The organism is Ruminococcus sp. Marseille-P6503 (genome assembly GCF_900604945.1).
Lineage (GTDB): Bacteria > Bacillota > Clostridia > Oscillospirales > Ruminococcaceae > FB2012.
Genome location: NZ_UWPB01000002.1, coordinates 1,201,343 through 1,222,083 on the forward strand (window position 1 = coordinate 1,201,343; position 20,741 = coordinate 1,222,083).

21 protein-coding genes are annotated in these 20,741 nt (G+C 46.8%); 20 read left to right on the top strand and 1 reads right to left on the bottom strand.

Features of this window, described 5'->3' with window-relative positions:
- The first annotated feature begins 1 nt into the window (after position 1).
- The 17 genes from rnc to thrC all read left to right on the top strand — a co-directional run bounded on the left by rnc (position 2) and on the right by thrC (position 17,648).
- Positions 2-700 carry a ribonuclease III gene (rnc, locus tag EIH25_RS11675; RefSeq protein WP_124101347.1) on the top strand — a complete coding sequence of 233 codons (699 nt, stop codon included), beginning with the start codon at positions 2-4 and terminating at the stop codon, positions 698-700.
- Entirely contained in the window at positions 700-1,719 is a 1,020-nt protein-coding gene (locus EIH25_RS11680) for a radical SAM protein (RefSeq protein WP_124101208.1), read from the top strand. The genes rnc and EIH25_RS11680 overlap by 1 nt, the downstream gene beginning before the upstream one ends.
- 2 nt (positions 1,720-1,721) lie before the next feature.
- Positions 1,722-5,285, top strand: a complete 3,564-nt coding sequence (smc, locus tag EIH25_RS11685; RefSeq protein ID WP_124101209.1) for a chromosome segregation protein SMC — start codon at positions 1,722-1,724, stop codon at positions 5,283-5,285.
- A 14-nt stretch (positions 5,286-5,299) separates the two neighbouring features.
- Positions 5,300-6,205 carry a signal recognition particle-docking protein FtsY gene (gene ftsY / locus EIH25_RS11690; RefSeq protein WP_124101210.1) on the top strand — a complete coding sequence of 302 codons (906 nt, stop codon included), beginning with the start codon at positions 5,300-5,302 and terminating at the stop codon, positions 6,203-6,205.
- 110 nt (positions 6,206-6,315) lie between these two features.
- Complete coding sequence (locus EIH25_RS11695; protein WP_164489233.1) at positions 6,316-6,828, top strand: isochorismatase family protein; 513 nt, start codon at positions 6,316-6,318, stop codon at positions 6,826-6,828.
- Between the two features lie 75 nt (positions 6,829-6,903).
- A complete protein-coding gene (gene rdgB, locus EIH25_RS11700; RefSeq protein ID WP_124101212.1) occupies positions 6,904-7,485 on the top strand; it encodes an RdgB/HAM1 family non-canonical purine NTP pyrophosphatase in 582 nt (193 codons plus the stop codon).
- Positions 7,486-7,642: 157 nt separating this feature from the next.
- Complete coding sequence (locus EIH25_RS11705) at positions 7,643-8,887, top strand: adenosylhomocysteinase (protein ID WP_124101348.1); 1,245 nt, start codon at positions 7,643-7,645, stop codon at positions 8,885-8,887.
- Between the two features lie 139 nt (positions 8,888-9,026).
- Positions 9,027-9,602, top strand: a complete 576-nt coding sequence (locus EIH25_RS11710; RefSeq protein WP_164489234.1) for a site-2 protease family protein — start codon at positions 9,027-9,029, stop codon at positions 9,600-9,602.
- A gap of 65 nt (positions 9,603-9,667) precedes the next feature.
- Entirely contained in the window at positions 9,668-11,515 is a 1,848-nt protein-coding gene (locus EIH25_RS11715; protein WP_124101214.1) for a TIGR03960 family B12-binding radical SAM protein, read from the top strand.
- A complete protein-coding gene (locus EIH25_RS11720) occupies positions 11,508-12,212 on the top strand; it encodes a TIGR03936 family radical SAM-associated protein (protein ID WP_164489236.1) in 705 nt (234 codons plus the stop codon). Before EIH25_RS11715 ends, EIH25_RS11720 begins: the two co-directional genes overlap by 8 nt.
- 198 nt (positions 12,213-12,410) lie before the next feature.
- Complete coding sequence (rplS, locus tag EIH25_RS11725; RefSeq protein ID WP_124101216.1) at positions 12,411-12,755, top strand: 50S ribosomal protein L19; 345 nt, start codon at positions 12,411-12,413, stop codon at positions 12,753-12,755.
- Between the two features lie 282 nt (positions 12,756-13,037).
- Positions 13,038-13,634 (top strand): signal peptidase I, encoded by a 597-nt coding sequence (gene lepB, locus EIH25_RS11730; RefSeq protein ID WP_124101217.1) that lies wholly within the window; start codon positions 13,038-13,040, stop codon positions 13,632-13,634.
- A 6-nt stretch (positions 13,635-13,640) separates the two neighbouring features.
- On the top strand, positions 13,641-14,225 hold the full coding sequence (gene lepB, locus EIH25_RS11735; protein WP_124101218.1) for a signal peptidase I: 585 nt from the start codon (positions 13,641-13,643) through the stop codon (positions 14,223-14,225).
- Positions 14,226-14,247: 22 nt separating this feature from the next.
- Positions 14,248-15,162, top strand: a complete 915-nt coding sequence (ylqF, locus tag EIH25_RS11740) for a ribosome biogenesis GTPase YlqF (RefSeq protein WP_124101219.1) — start codon at positions 14,248-14,250, stop codon at positions 15,160-15,162.
- The gene (gene rnhB / locus EIH25_RS11745; protein WP_124101220.1) at positions 15,159-15,773 is read left to right on the top strand and encodes a ribonuclease HII; all 615 of its coding nucleotides are present in this window, start codon (positions 15,159-15,161) and stop codon (positions 15,771-15,773) included. The genes ylqF and rnhB overlap by 4 nt, the downstream gene beginning before the upstream one ends.
- On the top strand, positions 15,748-16,122 hold the full coding sequence (locus tag EIH25_RS11750; RefSeq protein ID WP_124101221.1) for a YraN family protein: 375 nt from the start codon (positions 15,748-15,750) through the stop codon (positions 16,120-16,122). The genes rnhB and EIH25_RS11750 overlap by 26 nt, the downstream gene beginning before the upstream one ends.
- Before the next feature lie 35 nt (positions 16,123-16,157).
- Positions 16,158-17,648, top strand: a complete 1,491-nt coding sequence (gene thrC / locus EIH25_RS11755) for a threonine synthase (RefSeq protein WP_124101222.1) — start codon at positions 16,158-16,160, stop codon at positions 17,646-17,648.
- A 95-nt stretch (positions 17,649-17,743) separates the two neighbouring features.
- Here the strand turns inward: thrC and EIH25_RS11760 are convergent, their stop codons facing one another.
- Entirely contained in the window at positions 17,744-17,911 is a 168-nt protein-coding gene (locus EIH25_RS11760) for a DUF1540 domain-containing protein (RefSeq protein WP_124101223.1), read from the bottom strand.
- A 95-nt stretch (positions 17,912-18,006) separates the two neighbouring features.
- Between EIH25_RS11760 and EIH25_RS11765 the strand changes: the two genes are divergently transcribed.
- The 3 genes from EIH25_RS11765 to clpP all read left to right on the top strand — a co-directional run bounded on the left by EIH25_RS11765 (position 18,007) and on the right by clpP (position 20,733).
- Entirely contained in the window at positions 18,007-18,717 is a 711-nt protein-coding gene (locus tag EIH25_RS11765) for a metallophosphoesterase (protein WP_124101224.1), read from the top strand.
- A 73-nt stretch (positions 18,718-18,790) separates the two neighbouring features.
- Entirely contained in the window at positions 18,791-20,071 is a 1,281-nt protein-coding gene (tig, locus tag EIH25_RS11770; RefSeq protein WP_124101225.1) for a trigger factor, read from the top strand.
- 74 nt (positions 20,072-20,145) lie between these two features.
- On the top strand, positions 20,146-20,733 hold the full coding sequence (gene clpP, locus EIH25_RS11775; protein WP_124101226.1) for an ATP-dependent Clp endopeptidase proteolytic subunit ClpP: 588 nt from the start codon (positions 20,146-20,148) through the stop codon (positions 20,731-20,733).
- The last annotated feature ends 8 nt before the right edge of the window (positions 20,734-20,741 follow it).

The following is a 20,741-nucleotide window of genomic DNA, read 5'->3' on the forward strand; positions in this document are numbered from 1 at the left end:
TATGAATGAACAGGAAAGCCTTGAAAAGCTTCAGGAAAAAATAGGCTATAAATTTAAAAATGAAAAACTGCTTTACGAGGCGCTTTCACATTCGTCCTTTGCAAATGAAAACAAAAAATCGAGAAACAGCAACGAAAGACTGGAGTTTCTGGGCGATTCGGTGCTGTCGATAGTTGTGTCCGATTATATATTCAAGCATTTTACTCATATCCCCGAGGGAGAGCTGACAAAGCTGAGAGCCTCGCTGGTTTGTGAAAACTCGCTGTTTGAGTTTGCCAAGAAAATCGATCTGGGAAGTCATATTTTTCTCGGCAAGGGAGAAGAGATGACGGGAGGAAGAGAACGTCCCTCTATTATTTCCGACGCGTTTGAGGCGGTAATCGCCGCTATATATCTTGACGGCGGAATGGACGCCGCCGCTCCGTATATACTGTCTTTTATACCTGAGGATATTACGCCGAAGGGGGCGTCGTCTTTCCACGACTATAAAACAAGTCTTCAGGAAATAATCCAGAAAAATCCGGAAGAGAAAATAGAGTATTATCTTAAATCCGAATCCGGTCCCGACCATGACAAGCAGTTTACCGTCCAGGTGCTGCTCAATCACAACGTAATAGGAGAAGGAACGGGCCGGTCAAAAAAGAACGCGGAGCAGGCTGCGGCAAAGGAAGCGCTGTCGCTTATGGGGATAGACCTGTAATGCCGCACAGCAACATTTCGATATTTATTCCTCATGTGGGATGTCCGCATATGTGCGCGTTCTGCAATCAGAGGACTATTTCAGGAGAACAGGATATACCCCGGGCGGAAGACGTTATCAGAATATGCTCTCAGGCGTTGAATGAGGTCAGCGATTTAAACAACTCGGAAATCGCATTTTTCGGAGGAAGCTTTACGGCGATAGAGCGTGAGTATATGCTCGAACTGCTCGAAGCCGCGCATGAATTTGTAGGCGCCGGAAAATTCAAAGGGATACGGATATCGACCCGTCCCGATTATATAGACGGGGAAATACTTGATATTCTGCGGCATTACGGGGTTACGGCAATAGAGCTTGGCGCGCAGTCAATGCGCAACCATGTTCTTAAGGCGAACGAACGGGGACATACTGCAGAAGATGTATACAGAGCCTCTGAACTTATAAAAAAGCGCGGTTTTGAATTGGGTCTGCAAATAATGACGGGTCTATATCGCAGTAAATATGCTGACGATCTGAAAACTATGTACAGGGTTATAAAAATTGCCCCGTCTACTGTGAGGATTTATCCGACTGTAATACTGAAAGGCACTAAGCTTGCTGAATTGTATGACGAGGGGCTCTATAAACCGATTTCATTTGAGAGAATGATAGAGCTTTGCGCAAGAATGCTTGAAGAGTTTGACGCTAACAATATCAGGGTTATTCGCTGCGGACTTCATTCATCTGATAATATTAAAGGCAGCAAGGTTGGAGGATTTTATCATCCCGCTTTTAAGGAATTGTGTGAAAGTGAGATCTTCCGCAGAAAAATTGAAACAGAGATTTTAAAAAGCAATTTAAACAAAACTGTGTGGGAGTGCGTAAAATCAAGATTCAAGCCTTATGTGATCGCGGTAAATCCGCTAAGCATAAGTAAGGCTGTGGGGCATAAAAAATGTAATTCTGAATATTTCGGAAATTCTGTGAGATTTGTGGCAGATGAAAAGCTGTCAAAATATGAATGTGAGCTTAGGGGTTAGTTATGTATCTTAAATCGCTTGTACTGCACGGCTTTAAGTCCTTTCCCGATAAGGTAAAGCTTGAATTTAATAAGGGCATTTCCGCTGTCGTAGGGCCTAACGGTTCGGGAAAATCCAACATCGGCGACGCGATGAGATGGGTAATGGGAGAGCAGTCCTCCAAGACCCTTCGCGGAGGAAGAATGGAGGACGTTATATTCAACGGCTCGAAATCACGTCCGAAAGCCGGATTTGCTCAGGTCACCCTTACTATTGACAATGAGGACAGGGCGCTGGAGGCTGATACCGATATTGTTTCGGTGTCCAGAAAACTGTACAGAAACGGCGACAGCGAGTATATGATAAACGGCGCTCCCTCAAGGCTCAGGGATATAGTAGAGCTTTTTATGGATACCGGTCTTGGCAGAGACGGATATTCTATAATAGGACAGGGAAAAATTGCGGATATCGTCAGCAGCAAGTCTACCGAGCGGCGTGAGATTTTTGAAGAGGCCGCGGGTATTTCAAAATTCAGGTATAAAAAGGAAGAGGCGGAGCGTAAGCTTTCCGCCGCGGAGGATAATATATCCCGTCTTAACGATATAATGAATGAGCTGGAGGACAGGATAGGTCCGCTTGAAAGGCAATGCGAAAAGGCAAAAAGGTTCCGCTTGCTGGACGATGAAAAGCGCAGACTGGAAATTTCGGTCTGGGTGCACAGGCTGGAGGAGCTGTCCGGTTCTGCAAAGGGCTACGATCAGAAGCTGGAAGCTCTGAACGTTCAGTATAATGCCGTTGCCCGGGAGCTTGAACAGCTTGAAGACAGCATAGAGGACGCGTTTGCAATGAGCGCCGGAAAGTCAGCCGAGGTCGATGAGCTGAGGGACAGGATACATCAGACGGAGCTTGAAAATTCACAGGCAGGCGCGAAAATCGCGGTGCTTGAAAACGATATAGAGCATCTGAACGAGTCGGTAAGGCAGGCGGAGGAGCAGATAGAGCAGTCAAGAAGCTCCGAATATTTTCTTACCGCCGAGCTTGAAAAGCGTGAAAACGATCTGAAAGAAACGGCAGTACGGAAAGAAAGGCTTGAAAATGAAATCAGCAGCGCCGAGGAAAAGCTTTCGGGTCTGCAATCACGCTCCGAGGAGTTTGACAGGGAGCTTTCAGACTCAAACAGCGAGCTTAATCTGCTGTATCTGAAAAAATCAGAGCTGAGCTTTAAACTGGAAAACGCAAAGAATAATCTGTCTGAAACGCAGGAAAGCATAAACGCCGCCGCCGCAGAAATGTCGGAGGCGGAGAGCAAGGCGAAATTTACCGCTTCGGAGCTTGAAAATTTAAGGAAATCAAGGAACAAGACGGCGGAACTGAAAGGTGAGAATGAAAATAAGCTGTCCGGCTTTTCAAAGCTGTTGGAAAGCAAAACGGAAAAGCTGAGAGCGGCGGAGGAAAAATTCTCGCAAAACGACATCGCGCTGAGAGAAATAGTACAAAAGCTTGGACTGCTGCGCGATCTTGAAAATTCGATGGAGGGCTTTGCCTACAGCGTGAAGCATATCCTTCAGGCGTCAAAGCAGGGGCGAATTTCAGGAGTCTGCGGCTCGGTAGCCCAGCTTATCAGCGTAAAGCCGGAATATTCCGTAGCGCTGGAAACTGCTCTGGGAGGAGCGCTACAGAATATAGTAGTTGAAAATGAGGACGCCGCAAAGAGAGGAATAAGGCTGTTAAAGGAATCAAGAGCCGGAAGGGCAACCTTTCTGCCGCTGACTTCGGTAAAGGGACAGCGGCTTGCGCCGCCTCCCGAAAACGAGGAGGGCTTTGTGGCGCTTGCCTGCGATCTGGCGGAGTTTGATCAGCGGTACGCGGGAGTTATCAACAGTCTTCTCGGCAGAGTATGCGTAGCGGAGAATATAGACCTTGCCGCGGTTATCGCGAAGAAGCACGGCTATAAATTCCGTATAGTCACGCTGGACGGACAGATCATAAACTCCGGCGGTTCCTTTACGGGAGGAAGCGTTTCTAAAAATACCGGAATACTTACCCGTAAAAATGAAATAAGCGCTCTGGAAAAACAGCGTGAAAAGGCTCAGTCGGAAAACGACAGACTTAAGCTGGAAAGGGAAAGGCTTTCCCAGGAAACCGCAAAGCTTAACGCCGATATAGACGGCGTTAAGGAGCGGCTTGAAGCTATCTCAAAGGATGAGCTTCGCCTTGATATGGAAATAAAAAGAGTGCTGGAGTATTCGGCGCAGTATGAGGAAAGGCTTGAAAACGCGGCAGGCAATATAGAGGCGCTTCGCGGCAGGCTTGCGGTATCTCAGAAGGAAATAGACGAGGCTAACGCTCAGTTTTCCGATACCGACAAGCGGATATTTGACGGAGAGCGGAAGCTTGCGTTGTCGCAGAGCAGGATAGACAGCCTCAAAGCTGAAAGGGAACAGCTTGTTTCACAGCTTTCGGAGCTTAAAATGAAAGACGTTGAGCTCGGCAAGGATCAGGAGGCGTGCAGACTGTCCATTGAAAGACTTAAGACAAGCCTTGAAACTAACAGCGGCGACGGCGGCAGACTTCAGGAGAAGATACTCGGGTTTAAGCGTTCGATAGCCGGAAAGCGCTCCGAGATAGAAGCGGTAAAAGCGGCGATAGACGGTTCCGGCGACGTGATAGCGGAGATAAGCCTCAGTATAGAAAAGGCGCAGAGGGAGCATAATGAGTATGATCTGAAAGCAAACAAGCTCAGAAGCGAGCAGAAGATAAAAATGGAAGAAAAGGAAACTCTGTCGAACGAGGTCAACAGGGTTTCCGAGAGGAAAGCGTCATGCACTGCTGATTTCGACAAGCTCGTTTCCCAGCTGTGGGACGAATACGAGCTTACCAGAACCGAGGCTGAGGAGCAGTCGGAAAGGCTGGAGGACGTCTTTGAAGCCAATAAAAGGCTTTCGGAGCTGAGAAATAAAATAAAAAATCTCGGCAGCGTTAATCTGGGAGCCATAGAGGAATACGCCGAGGTTTCCCAGCGCTATGAGTTTATGAAGCGGCAGCTTGACGACGTCAATACCTCCAAGCTGGAGCTGGAGGAGCTTATTGACAGTCTGACGGAAAATATGAAGTCGATGTTTTCCGAAACGTTTGAAAAGATAAACCGTAACTTCAAGGTGATTTTTACAGAGCTGTTCGGCGGCGGCTCGGCGGAGCTTTCTCTTACCGATTCGGAAAATGTTCTTGAATGCGGAATAGACATCAGGGTAGAGCCTCCCGGAAAGCTTATCAAGAATCTTTCGCTGCTTTCCGGCGGAGAGCAGGCCTTTGTTGCGATATGCATTTATTTTTCTATTCTCAAAATAAGTCCGTCGCCGTTCTGCCTGCTTGATGAAATCGAGGCGGCTCTGGACGATGTAAACGTAACGAAATATGCGCAGTATCTTCACAGGTTTACCGATACCACTCAGTTTATTGCCATTACGCACCGGCGGGGCACGATGGAAGAGGCGGATGTTCTTTACGGAGTTACGATGCAGGAGGACGGAATATCCAAGCTGCTGAAAATGAGCATGGCGGATACCGAAAAAATGAAGCTTCAGTAGTCAGGAGAGATGTTATGGGTTTTTTTGAAAAGCTTAAAGCGGGACTGAAAAAGACAAAGGACTCAATGATGAGCAGGATCGAGGGTCTGCTTAATTCGTTCACCAAAATCGACGAGGATTTGTTTGAGGAGCTTGAGGAAACGCTTATCATGTGCGATATAGGCGTGACGACCTCGATGAAGATATGCGGTGAGCTCAGGGAACGCGTGAAAAGTCAGGGCGTAAAGGATCCTGCTTTGATAATGGATATGCTTAAAGAGGTTATCGCCGAAATGCTGGGCGAGGATACGCCTCTTGATATGTCAACGGCGCCTTCGGTTATTCTTGTTATAGGAGTAAACGGAGTGGGAAAGACCACCACGATAGGAAAGCTTGCCTATCAGCTTAAAAACGAGGGTAAAAAGGTTCTGGTCGCGGCGGCGGATACTTTCAGAGCGGCGGCGATCGATCAGCTAGAGGTCTGGACCGAGCGCGCCGGAGTGGATATAATCAAGCATAACGAGGGCTCTGACCCGGCGGCGGTGGTATTTGACGCTCTGACGGCGGCAAAGGCAAGAAATACCGATGTTGTTATCTGCGATACGGCGGGGCGGCTTCACAATAAGAAAAATCTTATGGATGAGCTCCGCAAAATATCAAGGATAGTCCATCAGCAGGCTGAGGGGTGCGCGCTTGAGGTTTTGCTCGCGCTGGACGCGACTACCGGTCAGAACGCGGTTAATCAAGCCAAGCAGTTCAACGAGGCTGCCGATATAACGGGAATCATTCTGACAAAGCTTGACGGAACCGCTAAGGGCGGAATAATAATAAGCATTGCCGACGATTTGAAGGTGCCTGTAAAGCTTGTTACCGTCGGCGAAAAGATTGACGATATTCAGCCGTTTTCGGCAAAGGATTTTGTCAGCGCGCTGTTTGAATAGCACAGTTATCTAAAAATTAAGCGGCGGATACGGCTCAGCCGTTTTGGGGATCCGCCGGCTTTAATTAGTTTACTGCAATTGCAGCAAAATGGATTCAGGGGGTAATTATGATGGATAAGGTATTGTTTGTGGTTGATATGCAGGAAATCTATGTCGGGCGCGGACGCAGCAAGGAAAAGTACTCGTACAGAGACGATACGCTTTTTGACGAGATCAACAAGCGTATCTCAGAATATAAGGCTGAAGAGGTTTTTTATATCAAAAGTATTGGAAAAGGTCTGGGCTCGATCGTAGGCTCAATGCCCAAGGAGGGCACCCATGAAGCTAAGCTTGCCGAAAAGCTTAAAATAGTGGGAAGCGGCAATATTTTTGAAAAGAGCAAGCCCGACGCGTTTTCAAACGACGCTCTTGCCGATCTGATGAGGGCAAGGAACGTCAAGGAGATCGAGCTTGTAGGCGTAGACGGAGGAGTTTCGGTGGGAGCAACCGCGGTAAGCGCGATAGAGAATCTGGATCTAAGGGTTATTTACAATGAAAACTGCATAGGAACTATTAACGGCAATAAGGCTATGAAATACCGGGAAAAAATGAGAAAGTCAAGGGTGACTTTTCTTCACTATTGATTACATATCAGATCTGACGGACAACATCGGGTAAGCCGTATGCCGCCGTTCAGGTCTGCTGAAAGGACTTGAAGAATGAAGCTTATCATTGCCAGCAATAACAAAGGAAAAATACGCGAATACAAAGAGCTGCTTGAGCCTCTCGGATATGAGGCGGTTTCTCAGAGTGAAGCGGGAATAAATACAGAGGCTGAGGAAACCGGAGAAACCTTTGCGGAAAATGCAGCTATAAAGGCAAGAGCTATCTATAAGCTGAAAAAATGCGCGGTTCTTGCCGACGACAGCGGTCTGTCCGTAGACGCTCTGGGAGGCGAGCCCGGCGTTTACTCCGCAAGATACGGCGGTCTTTCGTCTGACGGGGAAAGGTGCGGGCTTATACTTGAAAAACTTAAGGGCGTAAGCGAAGAAAAAAGGGGAGCAAGCTTTATCTGTGCGATACACTTTATCAGACCGGACGGAAGGGAAATATCAGTCGAGGGACGGTGCGAGGGCAGAATAGGCTACAGTCCTTTGGGAGAAAACGGCTTCGGCTACGATCCGATTTTTATGTACGGTGAAAAAAGCTTCGCTCAGGCTGACGCGGAGTTTAAAAATTCCGTATCGCACAGGGGAAAAGCGCTTGCGGAGCTGTTAAAGGCGCTTGAAGCTGAAAAATAATACCTAAAATATTGAGGATCGGTCTTTACAGGCTTTGCGCGCGCATTGTGAATACAAAGCGTATGTCTGGCGGTATTTACCTGCGGCGTTCTGTAAGTCTTATAAGGACGGATCCTGAGGAAACGGAGGAAGTCCATGCCTTATGCATGGTAATTTTATGAGCGAGATAAGAAATGAAAATTTATGGGAAAGCGGACAGCGTAAAATACAGTGGGTCAAGCAGAATATGTCGCTGCTCAGAAGCGTTGAGGAGGAATTTTTGCAGACCAAGCCTTTTGAGGGACTGAAAATCGCGCTGTCGATCCATCTTGAAGCCAAGACCGCTTATCTGTGCAAGGTTCTGGCGGCAGGCGGCGCCCGGATGTATATAACGGGCAGCAATCCGCTTTCAACTCAGGACGACGTTGCGGCGGCGCTTGTTCACGACGGACTTAACGTTTTCGCATGGCACGGAGCTACCGATGAAGAATATCATAGGCATATCACTCAGACGGTGAAAGCCGGGCCTAATATAATTATCGACGACGGCGGAGATCTTGTAAATCTTATTCATAACGAGTATCCTGAGCTTATCTCAAACGTTATCGGAGGCTGTGAGGAAACTACCACCGGCATTATACGTCTTATCGCGATGAACAGGGCGGGTAAGCTGAAATTCCCTATGATGCTGGTCAATAACGCGAAGTGCAAATACCTGTTTGACAACCGCTACGGAACCGGACAGTCGGTGTGGGACGGAATAAACCGTACAACTAACCTGATAGTGGCAGGCAAAAACGTTGTTGTCGCGGGCTACGGCTGGTGCGGCAAGGGCGTCGCGATGAGAGCGAAGGGGCTCGGCGCTTCTGTGATAATCACCGAGATAGACCCGATAAAGGCAATGGAAGCCGTTATGGACGGCTTTAAGGTGATGAAAATGGAGGAAGCGGCTAAAATAGGCGATTTCTTTATTACGGTAACAGGCTGCAGGGACGTTATAACCGAAAAGTCGTTTGTGAACATGAAGGACGGCGCGATCCTGTGCAACGCCGGACACTTCGACTGCGAGGTTGACGTGGCTGGTCTTAAAAAGCTTGCAGTTGAAACAAGGCTTGCAAGAAACAATATTGACGGTTATAGGCTTAAAAACGGAAACTGGCTCTATGTCATCGGCGAAGGCAGACTGGTGAATCTGGCGGCGGGCGACGGTCACCCGGCTGAAATAATGGATATGTCCTTTGCTATTCAGGCTCTTTCGGCGGCTTATCTTGTCAAAAACAGGGAAAAGCTTGAGAGCATGGTAAATTCAGTTCCCGAGGAGATAGACAGAGAGGTCGCGAACCGCAAGCTTAAGTTCTGGAATCTTGAGATAGACAGGCTGAGCGAGGAGCAGGAAAAATACCTGAACAGCTGGCAGGTTTAAAGAAATAACGGCACAAACAGGCATTATCCAGAAAATCGCTTCTTTAGCGGGGCAGGTCCGCATATATATTATTCCGGAACGGAGTTTAAAGAATAATGTTCCGGAAACGGAGGAGCTGCCGCGCTGAGCGGTTATGGTTATGCTTGAATTATCGATCGGCAGGATAAAGGTTTTACTTTCATTTACTTTTTTTGCGGTCGTGGCGGCGGTTACGCTGTGGAACGGCTCATGGGGTTTTAAGATAATAACGGCGCTTATCTGCTGTATCCTTCATGAGCTGGGGCATATTTCGGCAATGTGTATGTTCGGGATTCCTCCCGAGCGGGTGCTTTTTTACGCCGGCGGGATAAAATTATCACCCCGGAAAGGCAGACTGGTTTCAAAAAAACAGGATATGATAATTCTCCTTGCCGGGTGTTCTGTCAATCTTTTTATAGCGCTGCTGTGGCGGATATTTTCCGGCGGGCTTAATTACTTTGCCTGCGCCAATTTGTTTCTGGGTATATTCAATCTTATGCCTGTAAAATATTTTGACGGAGGGCGTATTCTTTCGCTTGCTTTGAACGAAAGCCGGATATGTGATTTTATCAGGGGCTTTTTTCTGCTTTTTTTCATGTCGGTAATGATAAAAATGCTTTTGTCCGGCAATGTAAGCATATCGCTGCTGGTTACGTTCGGATATATGGCGTTTGCGGAGTTTTTCGGCGGTAAGTAACAAATGCGGAACAGAAGCGGATTCAGGTACTGAGCCTGATGCAAGTAGAAATCGGAGGTTTTCCTTTGGAAGAAATAAAATGCAAAATAGAACAGCTTCTGCTTAAAACCCAGAAGCCCGCGAGATACATAGGCGGAGAGCATGGCAGCGTCGTAAAGGATAAATCCAAGGTAGACGTAAGGTTTGCTTTCTGTTTTCCTGATATTTACGATGTCGGTATGTCGCATTTAGGAATGAAGATACTTTACGGTCTGAAAAATTCCGTGCCCAACTGGTGGTGCGAAAGAGTTTTTATGCCGGATAAGGACTTTGAGGCGCATATGCGTGAAAATTCAATTCCCCTGTACGCTCTTGAAAGCCTTGATCCGCTGACGGAGTTTGATTTTATCGGCTTTACTCTTCAGTACGAGCTTTCCTATACAAATGTACTTGCTATGCTTGAGCTCGCGGGGCTTCCGGTTTATGCCAAGGACAGAAAATCGCTGACGCCCATAATCGTCGGCGGAGGTCCGTGCGTATGCAACCCCGAGCCTATGGCCGATTTTTTTGATCTTTTCATTATCGGAGAAGGCGAGGAGGTCAATCTTGAGCTGCTCAGGTTGTATGAAAAAATGAAGCCGCTTGCTCCGTCCAAGGAGGAGTTTCTCAGAGAGGCGGCGAAAATCGAGGGAATATATGTCCCGTCGTTTTACGACGTTGAATACAACGGCGACGGAACTGTCAGGTCGGTGCTGCCGAATACGGCGCAGGCGCCTGCAAAGGTCAGGAAAAGGATCGTCAAGGATTTTGACAGTGTTTATTATCCCGACAGCTTTGTAGTGCCATTTACCGGCATCGTTCACGACAGAGCGGTCATAGAGGTGCTCAGAGGCTGTATCAGAGGCTGCCGCTTCTGTCAGGCGGGCTTTATCTACCGTCCGTTCAGAGAAAAGAATATAGACACGATCACGGAAGAAACCAGATGTCTGTGCGAGCAGACGGGCTACGAGGAGGTTTCGCTGTCCTCTCTTTCAACCAGCGATTATACCAAGATAAACGAGCTGCTTGAAAGGCTGTCTGATTATACCGACGAGGAAAAAATCAATCTTTCGCTTCCGTCGCTGAGGATAGATAATTTCAGCAAGGAGCTTATAGACAGGATAGCCGCCGTAAGAAAAAGCGGTCTGACCTTTGCTCCGGAGGCGGGAACTCAGCGTCTGAGAGATGTTATAAACAAGAATATTACTGAGGATGAAATAATGCGGACCTGCCGCCTTGCCTTTGACGAGGGCTATCAGACGGTAAAGCTGTATTTTATGCTGGGGCTTCCTGAGGAAACTATGGAGGACGTAGAGGGCATAGCCAAGCTGGCGCAGGATATTGTTGATCTCTACTATGAAACTCCCAAGGAAAAGCGCGGAAAAAGTATTCAGGTTTCAGTTTCCGCCGCGACCTTTGTGCCTAAGCCCTTTACTCCCTTTGAATTTGAACCGCAGGCAGCTCCCGAGGAGATAGCGAAAAAGCAGAAGTATCTGCTGGACTGCATAAATTCAAAGAAGATCAAATGCAGCTATCACCAGCAGAACGTATCAATACTTGAAGCGGTTCTGGCAAGAGGCGACAGACGGCTTTGCAGGGCGGTGTATACGGCGTGGAAAAAGGGCTGTACTCTTGACAGCTGGGACGAGCACTTCAGATTCGACCTGTGGCTCGAAGCGTTCAGCGAGTGCGGAGTTGACATCGGCTTTTACGCTAACCGCCGCCGTTCCTATGACGAAGTAATGCCCTGGTCTCACCTTGATTATCTTATTTCCAAGGAATTTCTGATAAGGGAAAACAAGAAGGCGCATAACGCTCAGACTACCCGAAACTGCAAGGAGGGCTGCTCCGGCTGCGGAGTAGGAAGGAACTGCGGAGGTGTTTACTGTGGCTAAGCAGCTGATACCGAAAAATCAGAATCTGATTATAGAACGCTTTGAATACAGGATCATATACTGCAAAACGGGAAGAGCCAGGTATATCTCTCACCTTGATCTTATGCGTACAATGCAGAGGGTTTTTAAAAGAGCGGGTATTCCGCTTTGGTACACTCAGGGCTTCAATCCCCACGCGTATCTTATGTTTCCTCTGGCGCTTCCGCTGGGAACGGACAGCTGTACGGAGATACTGGACGTTGCGCTTGTTGAAAAGCTGGAGTACGGCGAGATAAAGGACAGGCTTAACGCGGCTATGCCGGAGGGTCTGAAAGTACGCAGCGTCGCGGAGCCGATAATGAAGCATACGGAAATCGCGTCTGCGGAATATGTTATACGTTTTACCTGTAATTACGGCGCTGACAGGGCTAAGGAGCTGTTTTATGATTTCCTCGGTCAGGACAGGATAGAAATAGAGAAGCGTTCAAAGAAAAAAGGAATAAATCTGGTGGACATCAAACCGCACATACGGCTTGTAAGCGCCGCTGCTGAAAACGGAGAAACGCTTATAGACCTGATACTTCCGGCGGGAAACAGCTTTAATCTCAATACCGCGGCGGTAATCGACGCATTCTGCCGCAGCAAATCCGTTGAAATAAACAGTATATATACAGAACGCACAAAAATCATGACTGAATCGGGCGAACTTTTTATATAACAGACAATTGAAATGAAGCGCGTTTTGTGATATAATATTAAAGCATTTGAATTACCGTCGGACTTTGTACGACGAGAGTTAGTGCCGTTTTCCGTTATGCGGAAAGACATTAAAGCGGACAGTCCTCTGGCTTTGCGGAATAAGCTGTTTCCGCCATAAAGCGAATGAATGTCTGAAAATAAACAGGAGGTATTTAAAGTGGACGCTTTAAAACTTATTTCAAATTCAAGCTTAAAATCAGAGGTTCCCGTTATTAACGTGGGAGACACCGTAAAGGTTCACGTTAGGATCAAGGAAGGCGACAAGTCGAGGATTCAGGTATTTGAAGGAACGGTTATTTCCAAGAAGCACGGCGGTATCAATGAAACGTTTACCGTTCGCCGCGTAGCTCACGGCTGCGGAATCGAGAGAGTATTCCCTGTACATTCCCCCGTTGTAGAGAAGGTAGAGGTTGTAAGAAGCGGACGTGTCCGCAGAGCCAAGCTGTACTATCTCCGCAGCAGAGTCGGAAAGGCAGCCAAGGTCAAGGAAGCAATCAGATAATTTTAAGTTTAAAGAGCCGGTTCTGTCCGGCTCTTGTTTTTTGCAGGAAACTGCGCCGGCTTGCTGCGGCGCGCAAAGCGCGGGACTGCATATCAAGGCAAATGCGTTCTGCCGGGGAACCGCTGTGCTGTCGGCGAGGCTGCCGAGTTGTAAAATTGTCGTTAATATGCCGCTTTTTTTGATAAAGCCCTTGAAATCCGCAGCATATTTTGATATAATAATTTTATATGATTATTTTAATATAAATCTGCCTTGAAAGGGCAGGGAAATAGAGGCATTGCTATGCAAAAAGATAAAAGCGGCGGCGATAATAACAGACTGCCGTCAAAGGTACTGAATGAGGTATTGGAATGGGTGGAATCTTTTATTTTCGCCGTTTTTGTAGTTATTCTTATTTTTATGTTTGTTTTTCGCAACGTTGTGGTAGAGGGCCCCTCTATGAATTCTACGCTGAGCGACGGCGACAGGCTTATTATTTATCATTTTAACTATAAGCCTCAGCGGGGAGATATTATAGTGCTCAACAGCGTGGGACTGGGTAAAACTATAATAAAGCGCTGCATAGGAATCGGCGGAGATACGGTTCGCATAGACTATTCCGACAATTCGGTGACAGTAAACGGAGAAAAGCTTGAGGAAGATTATATCAATGAGGAAATGACAGTGCTGCCAGGCTTTGATACTCAGTATTTAGATGACAATGACGATAATGTTTTTGAGTATCAGGTTCCGGAGGGTAAGCTTTTTGTTATGGGCGACAACAGGAATCATTCTACGGACAGCAGATCGTATTTAGTCGGTTTTATTGACGAGGACGATGTTCTGGGCAAGGCTATATTCCGGATCCTTCCGTTCAGCGGATTCGGAAGAATAAGGTGACGACGGATGAATCTCAATAAGCGCGCGGAAAAATACGATCCTGATTCGTTTGCCAGCGGAGTTTTAGGCTGGGCGGAAACCTTGGTTATGGCGGTTTTCGTTGTCATACTGATGTTTACCTTTGTGTTTAAAATAGTTGTCGTTGTTGGAAGTTCGATGGAAAATACGCTTTTTCAGGACGACCGTCTGATAATTTCCAATCTCTGCTACGATCCCTCAAGAGGTGATATCGTAGTTATAAATTCCGGCGTTATGAACGAGGTAATTGTCAAAAGGGTTATAGCGACTGCCGGCGAAACCGTAAGGATAGATTATAACAAATGCGAGGTGGAGATCGGCGGAAGGGTTCTTGACGAGCCGTACATAAAGGAGCGGATGGTGAATACCGGAAGCTTCAGCGAGGTCTTTTATGATGCTGAGAACGACTGCTATGAATATACGGTTCCGTTCGGCTATGTGTTCGTGATGGGCGACAACCGGAATCATTCTACGGACAGCCGTGAGATTGGTCTTGTTTCTGAAGATGAGATACTTGGCAGAGTCGTATATCGGTTTTATTCCGATAAGGCTGAGAGCGGAAAAGTAGCCTGAGTCTGGCTGAAAGGAGAAATTTATGAGCGAGGTTTCCAATATACAGTGGTTTCCGGGACATATGGCTAAGACCAGACGTATAATGCAGTCTAATCTTAAGCTGGTTGACGTTGTTGTGGAAATTACAGACGCAAGAATACCTTACTCCAGCAGAAATCCTGAAATGGATCGTCTTGTGGGTTCAAAGCCCAGACTGCTGCTGCTGAACAAGGCTGATTCTGCCGATGAAACTGTTACTTCGATGTGGATCGATCATTATAAAAGAAGAGGCGTTGCGGTAATCGCAACGGATTGCCGGAGCGGCAAGAACGTCAGCAAGTTTTACGCCGTTTTGAACGAGCTTATGTCCGATAAGCTTGCTCAGTGGGAAACTCACGGAATGAAGGGAAGACCTATAAGAATTATGATCGTGGGTATCCCGAACGTTGGCAAATCGTCTTTTATAAACCGTCTTGCTGGTGCGAGGAGAGCTAAGGTTGAGGACAGACCCGGAGTTACCCGAGGGAAGCAGTGGGTCAGTCTTGACGGAAATATCGAGCTGCTTGATATGCCGGGGGTATTGTGGCCCAAGTTCGAGGATAAGAACGTAGGCGAGCGGCTTGCTTTTACCGGCGCTGTGAAGGATGATATAATGGATATGGAATATCTTGCCTGTAGGTTTCTGGAGTTTCTGAACGGGAATTATCCGGGTCTTATAACTCAGAGATACGGCGTTGCCGTCGATGATATTCCGGAGAACGATCCCGATACGCCGGGGTGCGTTCAGGGCTTTGAGATACTTGAACGGATAGGAAGGAAAAGAGGCTTTCTGCTTTCCGGAGGGGAGATCAATACCGAAAGGGCGGCCATTACGGTGATCGACGAATTCAGAAGCGGTAAGATCGGCAGATTGTCTTTGGAAAAACCAAATGAAATAAAGAGCGGTGACTTAAGATGACCCTTGCGGAATTTGACGATGAATACAGAAAAAAGTATCCGATCGTCTGCGGTGCGGACGAAGCGGGGAGAGGACCTCTTGCCGGGGCTGTTTTTGCGGCCGCGGTGATCTTTGCGCCGGATACTGTGATAGAGGGTATAAACGACAGCAAAAAGCTGACCGCTAAAAAGCGAGAGAAGCTTTTTGAGGAGATAACGGAAAAGGCGGAGTATTTTTCGATTCAGCGCGCAGAGGTTGAGGAAATCGAAAAAATAAACATTCTGCAGAGCGCTATGCTTGCAATGAAAAGAGCCGTTGAGGATATAGACTGCGCTTCGGATATCGTGCTGATAGACGGGAATAAAGTACCTGAGTTTGCCTATAGGACAGAACCGATCGTCAAGGGCGACGGAAAATCCCAGAGCATTGCCGCCGCTTCGATTCTTGCAAAGGTTGCAAGGGATAAATATATGGAGGAAATGGCTGAAAAATATCCTCAGTATCAGTTTGAAAAACACAAGGGCTACGGAACCAGGCTTCATTATGAAATGCTTGATAAATTCGGTCCCTGCGAGATACACAGGCTAAGCTTTCTTAAAAAGTATTATGAAAGAAAAAATCAGCTCCCGTAAGCTTGGAGATATAGGAGAGGACGCCGTCTGTAGGTTTCTTCAAAAGAATCAGTACGAAATTCTGGACAGAAATTTTACGATCCGAGGCGGAGAAATAGATATTGTTGCAAGAAAAAACGGAGTTGTTGTTTTTGTTGAAGTCAAAACGAGAAAAAGAAACTCCCTGACCTCCGGCGAGGAGGCTGTTGACGCTTTAAAGCGAAAGCATATAATAAAGGCGGCGGAGCGGTATCTGTGCGGGCTTGAGAAGCCTTTTCCGTGCAGATTTGACGTTGCCGCGGTTGAGCTTGACAAAAACAGAGCCGTTAAGCTTAAATATTACGTTGCGGCGTTTGACGCTAGTAAGTAATGGCTTTGCCAATTTATAAAGAAGGGTGAAATTTTATGTATTACAAGAGTACCAGAAACAGCGGAGTAAACGTAACGTCTGCTCAGGCTATCGCACAGGGGATTTCAAAGGACGGAGGCTTGTTTGTGCCTTCGGAGATCCCTGCCGTTTCTATGGACGATATCAAGGCGCTGGGAGAAATGACCTACGCCCAGAGGGCATTGTTTGTGTTCTCAAAGTATCTGACGGATTTTACCGAAGCGGAAATCAGATACTGCGTTGACAGCGCGTATAACGATAAAAATTTCGATACCGCCAATATAGCCGAGCTTGCTCATCTGTTTGACGGGACCTATATGCTTGAACTGTGGCACGGTCCTACCTGCGCGTTTAAGGATATGGCGCTGCAGATACTGCCTTATCTGCTTACGACGTCCGCCAAAAAGCTTGAGCTAAACAGGAAGATAGTTATTCTTGTAGCTACCTCGGGCGATACAGGCAAGGCGGCGCTGGAGGGCTTCAGAGACGTCCCCGATACCGAGATCCTTGTGTTCTATCCTGAGGACGGCGTTTCCGCCATGCAGAAGAAGCAGATGACGACGCAGGAGGGTGAAAACGTCGGCGTTTGCGCTATCAAAGGCAATTTTGACGACGCTCAGAACGGCGTTAAGGCTATTTTCACCGATGAGAAGATAGCTTCGGAGCTTTCCGCCGCCGGCATGATGTTCTCGTCTGCAAATTCCATCAACTGGGGACGTCTTGCTCCTCAGATCATCTATTATGTTTCGACCTATGCTCAGCTTGTGAAGGACGGAGAAATAAATCCCGGGGATAAAATCAATATCGTAGTTCCCACGGGAAATTTCGGCAATATTCTTGCCGGATACTATGCTAAGAAAATGGGAATTCCGGTAAATAAGCTTATATGCGCTTCAAACGCCAACAATGTGCTTACAGATTTTATAAGAACTGGAGTTTACGACAGAAACCGTCCGTTCCATACTACGATTTCACCTTCGATGGATATACTTATTTCCTCTAACCTGGAAAGACTGCTTTATCATCTGTGCGGTGAAAACGACGCTCAGATAAGAGAGTGGTTCGGCGCTCTGGCGCAAAGCGGCAGATATGAAGTAACAGACGAGGTGAAGGCGGTTCTGAAGGACGAATTTTACGCCGGCTGCTGCGACGATGTTCAGACCAAGGAATGTATCAGGGAAATATACGGTAAATATTCATATACCTGCGATACGCACACGGCAGTCGCGGTCAAGGTTTATGAGGATTATAAGGCTGCGACTGGAGATAACACAAAAACGGTTATCGCTTCAACGGCAAGTCCGTATAAATTCTCCGGCTCAGTGCTGGAGGCTATAGGCGCCGATACGGACGCCGACGAATTTGCCTTGGTGGAGAAGCTTTATGAGGCTTCAAAGATTCCTGTACCGGCTTCGCTTGCGGCGCTGAAGGATAAGGAGGTCAGATTCACCGAAACCGTTGACAGATACGAAATGAAGGATTACGTTTTCAGAGCTCTGGGAATTTAAACGATATTACTATGTACAGTCTGACTTGCTCTAAACAGGTCAGACTGTCGGTTATTCCGTCGTTCAGCGGCAGAATAACCTGTTAAAGGCAGTAATTAGCAGCCTCTTGCTTTAAAGGTCTTGCACTCTGTTTCATCACAGCAGTTAGGATTTGAGCAAGTACAGCATACGTCGATTTTACCGGCAGTACACTCGCAGCCGTCTTTGTTGTAAACACAGTTCTTAACGTCGCAGTTAATGCCGTAAATTCTTTCCTTTTCCATCAGTAATCACTCCTTCCGCAACAGTTGTTGCAACATTATTATGCTCATAACGTATGTATTTATTATGGAAATTTTGACCGTAAGGAGGTAACCGATTGAGCCTGTTTGTTATGGCGGATCTGCACTTGTCGCTGTCTGTAAACAAGCCGATGGATATTTTCGGCGGATGGCAGGATTATATGCGGAGAATTGAGGAAAACTGGCAGAAAAAAATCAGTCCTGACGATACGGTAGTTATTCCCGGAGATATATCGTGGGCGATGGGACTTGAAAAATCCTATAAGGATATGGAATTTCTGAATAAGCTCAACGGCAAAAAAATTATTTCAAAGGGCAATCACGATTACTGGTGGAACACGAAAAATAAAATGGATAATTTTTTCAGAAAAAACGGTTTTGATACGCTTAATATTCTTCACAACAATCATTATGCGTACGGAAGCGTTGGAATATGCGGAACCCGCGGCTGGATAAACGACGGCGGCGCCGAGGAGGATAAAAAGGTCATTCTGCGTGAGGCTGGCAGGCTGGAAGCTTCAATAAGCTCCGCTGAAAGCGTCGGTTTGAATCCGGTGGTATTTCTGCATTATCCGCCTGTATTCGGAACTAGCTGCAATTACGATATACTGAACGTTCTGCACAGGCATAAAATTAAATGGTGTTTTTACGGTCATATTCACGGCAGCGGCCATGAATTTGCTGTGAACGGTGAGCGGGACGGAGTGAATTACCGGCTTATTTCAAGCGATTTCTTGCAATTTGACCCAATGAACATAACGAAAATTGTGCAATGTGACAATTTATAAAAAAACACTGGAAAAAATCAAATGTATGTGCTATAATTATTTAGATACATTTATTTAATGGAGGAATTAAAAAATGAGTTTAAAGTCTGCAAATAAGGTTGAAACCAATAAGATGGAACTGGAGATAGAGATTTCTGCCGAAGCTTTTGAAGAGGCGATCGAAAAGGCTTATCAGAAAGCGAAAAAGAATATTACGATTCAGGGCTTCCGCAAGGGAAAGGCTCCCCGTAAGCTTATTGAAAAGCAGTACGGCGAGGGCGTGTTCTATGAGGACGCTGTTAATCTGCTTTACGGTCCCGAGGTTGACGGGGCAATTGCCGAATCCGGCGTTGAGCTCGTAGCAAGACCCGAGGTAGAGGTTACCTCTATTGATAAGAACACAGGCGTTGCGCTCAAGGTCGTATGCATTACAAAGCCTGAAGTTGAGATCAAGGATTATAAGGGTATAGAAGTTGAGAAAACTGTCAATGCTGTAACTGACGAAGATATTGACAGGGAATGTGATAAGCTCAGAGAGAAGAATGTTCGTATCATTACAGTTGACGACAGAGCGGCTGAAATGGGCGACGACGTTGTTATTGATTTTGAGGGCTTCAAGGATGACGTTGCCTTCGACGGCGGAAAGGCTGAGGACTTTACGCTTTCGCTGGGAAGCGGCCAGTTTATTCCCGGCTTTGAGGAGGCTATCGCCGGACATAACGCCGGTGAGAAGTTTGATATCAACGTTACTTTCCCTGAGGAGTATCAGGTTAAGGAGCTTGCAGGCGCGCCGGCAGTATTCAAAATTAACCTTAAATCCATCTCTAAGAAGGAGCTTCCGGAGCTTGACGACGATATGATCAAGGATTCTACCGAGTTCGATACGGTTGACGAGTATAAGGCGGACGTTAAGAAGAAGCTTGAGGAGGCTGCTGGAAAGGCTGCCGACGCTCAGGTTGAGGAAAAGCTGTTTGATACGGTTATCGAAAACATGACCGCTGAAATTCCTCAGGTTATGTTTGACAACAGAGTAAACGAAATGATAAATGAGCTTGCTCAGAGGCTTCAGCCGCAGGGAATTACCCTCGATCTTTACCTTCAGTACACCGGTCAGACCATGGATACTCTTAAAAAGGCTTATATGGAGCAGGCTGAAAAGCAGGTAAAGCTCAGACTTGCACTTGAGCAAATCGTAAAGGCTGAGGGAATCGAGGCTTCCGAGGAGGAGGTAAACGAGGAGTTTGCAAAGCTTTCCGATACTTATAAGATGGACGTGGATCAGATAAAGACTTACATCCGCGGAGAGGATCTTGCAAAGGATATTGCCGTAGGCAAGGCGGTAGACATGATTAAGGAAGCTGCCGTTATAAAGTAATCACTGTAATATTTTGTCGCTTTCGCTCGCCGTTTTTCAGCGGGCGAAAAGCATATAACTGGGAGGTAATGAAAATGGCATTGATACCTTATGTAGTAGAACAGACCAGCAGAGGCGAGCGCAGCTATGATATTTATTCAAGACTGCTCAACGACAGAATAATTATGCTCTGCGATCAGATCGACGACGCCGTTGCAAGCGTTGTCGTAGCTCAGCTGCTTTATCTGGAGGGTCAGGATCCGGAAAAGCATATTGATCTTTATATCAACAGTCCCGGCGGTTCGATCACAGCGGGAATGGCTATCTATGATACAATGCAGTATATAAAGTGCGAGGTTTCAACTATCTGTATCGGTATGGCGGCTTCAATGGGAGCTTTTCTCCTTTCAAGCGGAGCCAAGGGAAAAAGGCTTTCTCTTCCCAACAGCGAGATTCTTATTCATCAGCCGCTAATTTCAGGCGGTCTTTCCGGTCAGTGTACAGATATAAAGATCCACTCGGATCATCTGGTGAGAACCAGAGAAAAAATGAACCGTATCCTTTCGGAGAATACCGGAAAACCTATCGAACAGATCAATATAGATACCGAGCGCGACAACTATATGACGGCTCAGCAGGCAATGGAATACGGTCTTATTGATAAAGTAATAACCAACAGATAGTTTCAAAC

What these genes read in the sequence shown, in the direction of transcription:
- rnc (WP_124101347.1), top strand. Translation starts at nt 2, where the DNA reads ATGAATGAACAGGAAAGCCTTGAAAAGCTTCAGGAAAAAATAGGCTAT.
- EIH25_RS11680 (WP_124101208.1), top strand. Translation starts at nt 700, where the DNA reads ATGCCGCACAGCAACATTTCGATATTTATTCCTCATGTGGGATGTCCG.
- smc (WP_124101209.1), top strand. Translation starts at nt 1,722, where the DNA reads ATGTATCTTAAATCGCTTGTACTGCACGGCTTTAAGTCCTTTCCCGAT.
- ftsY (WP_124101210.1), top strand. Translation starts at nt 5,300, where the DNA reads ATGGGTTTTTTTGAAAAGCTTAAAGCGGGACTGAAAAAGACAAAGGAC.
- EIH25_RS11695 (WP_164489233.1), top strand. Translation starts at nt 6,316, where the DNA reads ATGGATAAGGTATTGTTTGTGGTTGATATGCAGGAAATCTATGTCGGG.
- rdgB (WP_124101212.1), top strand. Translation starts at nt 6,904, where the DNA reads ATGAAGCTTATCATTGCCAGCAATAACAAAGGAAAAATACGCGAATAC.
- EIH25_RS11705 (WP_124101348.1), top strand. Translation starts at nt 7,643, where the DNA reads ATGAGCGAGATAAGAAATGAAAATTTATGGGAAAGCGGACAGCGTAAA.
- EIH25_RS11710 (WP_164489234.1), top strand. Translation starts at nt 9,027, where the DNA reads ATGCTTGAATTATCGATCGGCAGGATAAAGGTTTTACTTTCATTTACT.
- lepB (WP_124101217.1), top strand. Translation starts at nt 13,038, where the DNA reads ATGCAAAAAGATAAAAGCGGCGGCGATAATAACAGACTGCCGTCAAAG.
- lepB (WP_124101218.1), top strand. Translation starts at nt 13,641, where the DNA reads ATGAATCTCAATAAGCGCGCGGAAAAATACGATCCTGATTCGTTTGCC.
- ylqF (WP_124101219.1), top strand. Translation starts at nt 14,248, where the DNA reads ATGAGCGAGGTTTCCAATATACAGTGGTTTCCGGGACATATGGCTAAG.
- rnhB (WP_124101220.1), top strand. Translation starts at nt 15,159, where the DNA reads ATGACCCTTGCGGAATTTGACGATGAATACAGAAAAAAGTATCCGATC.
- EIH25_RS11750 (WP_124101221.1), top strand. Translation starts at nt 15,748, where the DNA reads ATGAAAGAAAAAATCAGCTCCCGTAAGCTTGGAGATATAGGAGAGGAC.
- thrC (WP_124101222.1), top strand. Translation starts at nt 16,158, where the DNA reads ATGTATTACAAGAGTACCAGAAACAGCGGAGTAAACGTAACGTCTGCT.
- EIH25_RS11760 (WP_124101223.1), bottom strand. Translation starts at nt 17,911, where the DNA reads ATGGAAAAGGAAAGAATTTACGGCATTAACTGCGACGTTAAGAACTGT.
- tig (WP_124101225.1), top strand. Translation starts at nt 18,791, where the DNA reads ATGAGTTTAAAGTCTGCAAATAAGGTTGAAACCAATAAGATGGAACTG.
- clpP (WP_124101226.1), top strand. Translation starts at nt 20,146, where the DNA reads ATGGCATTGATACCTTATGTAGTAGAACAGACCAGCAGAGGCGAGCGC.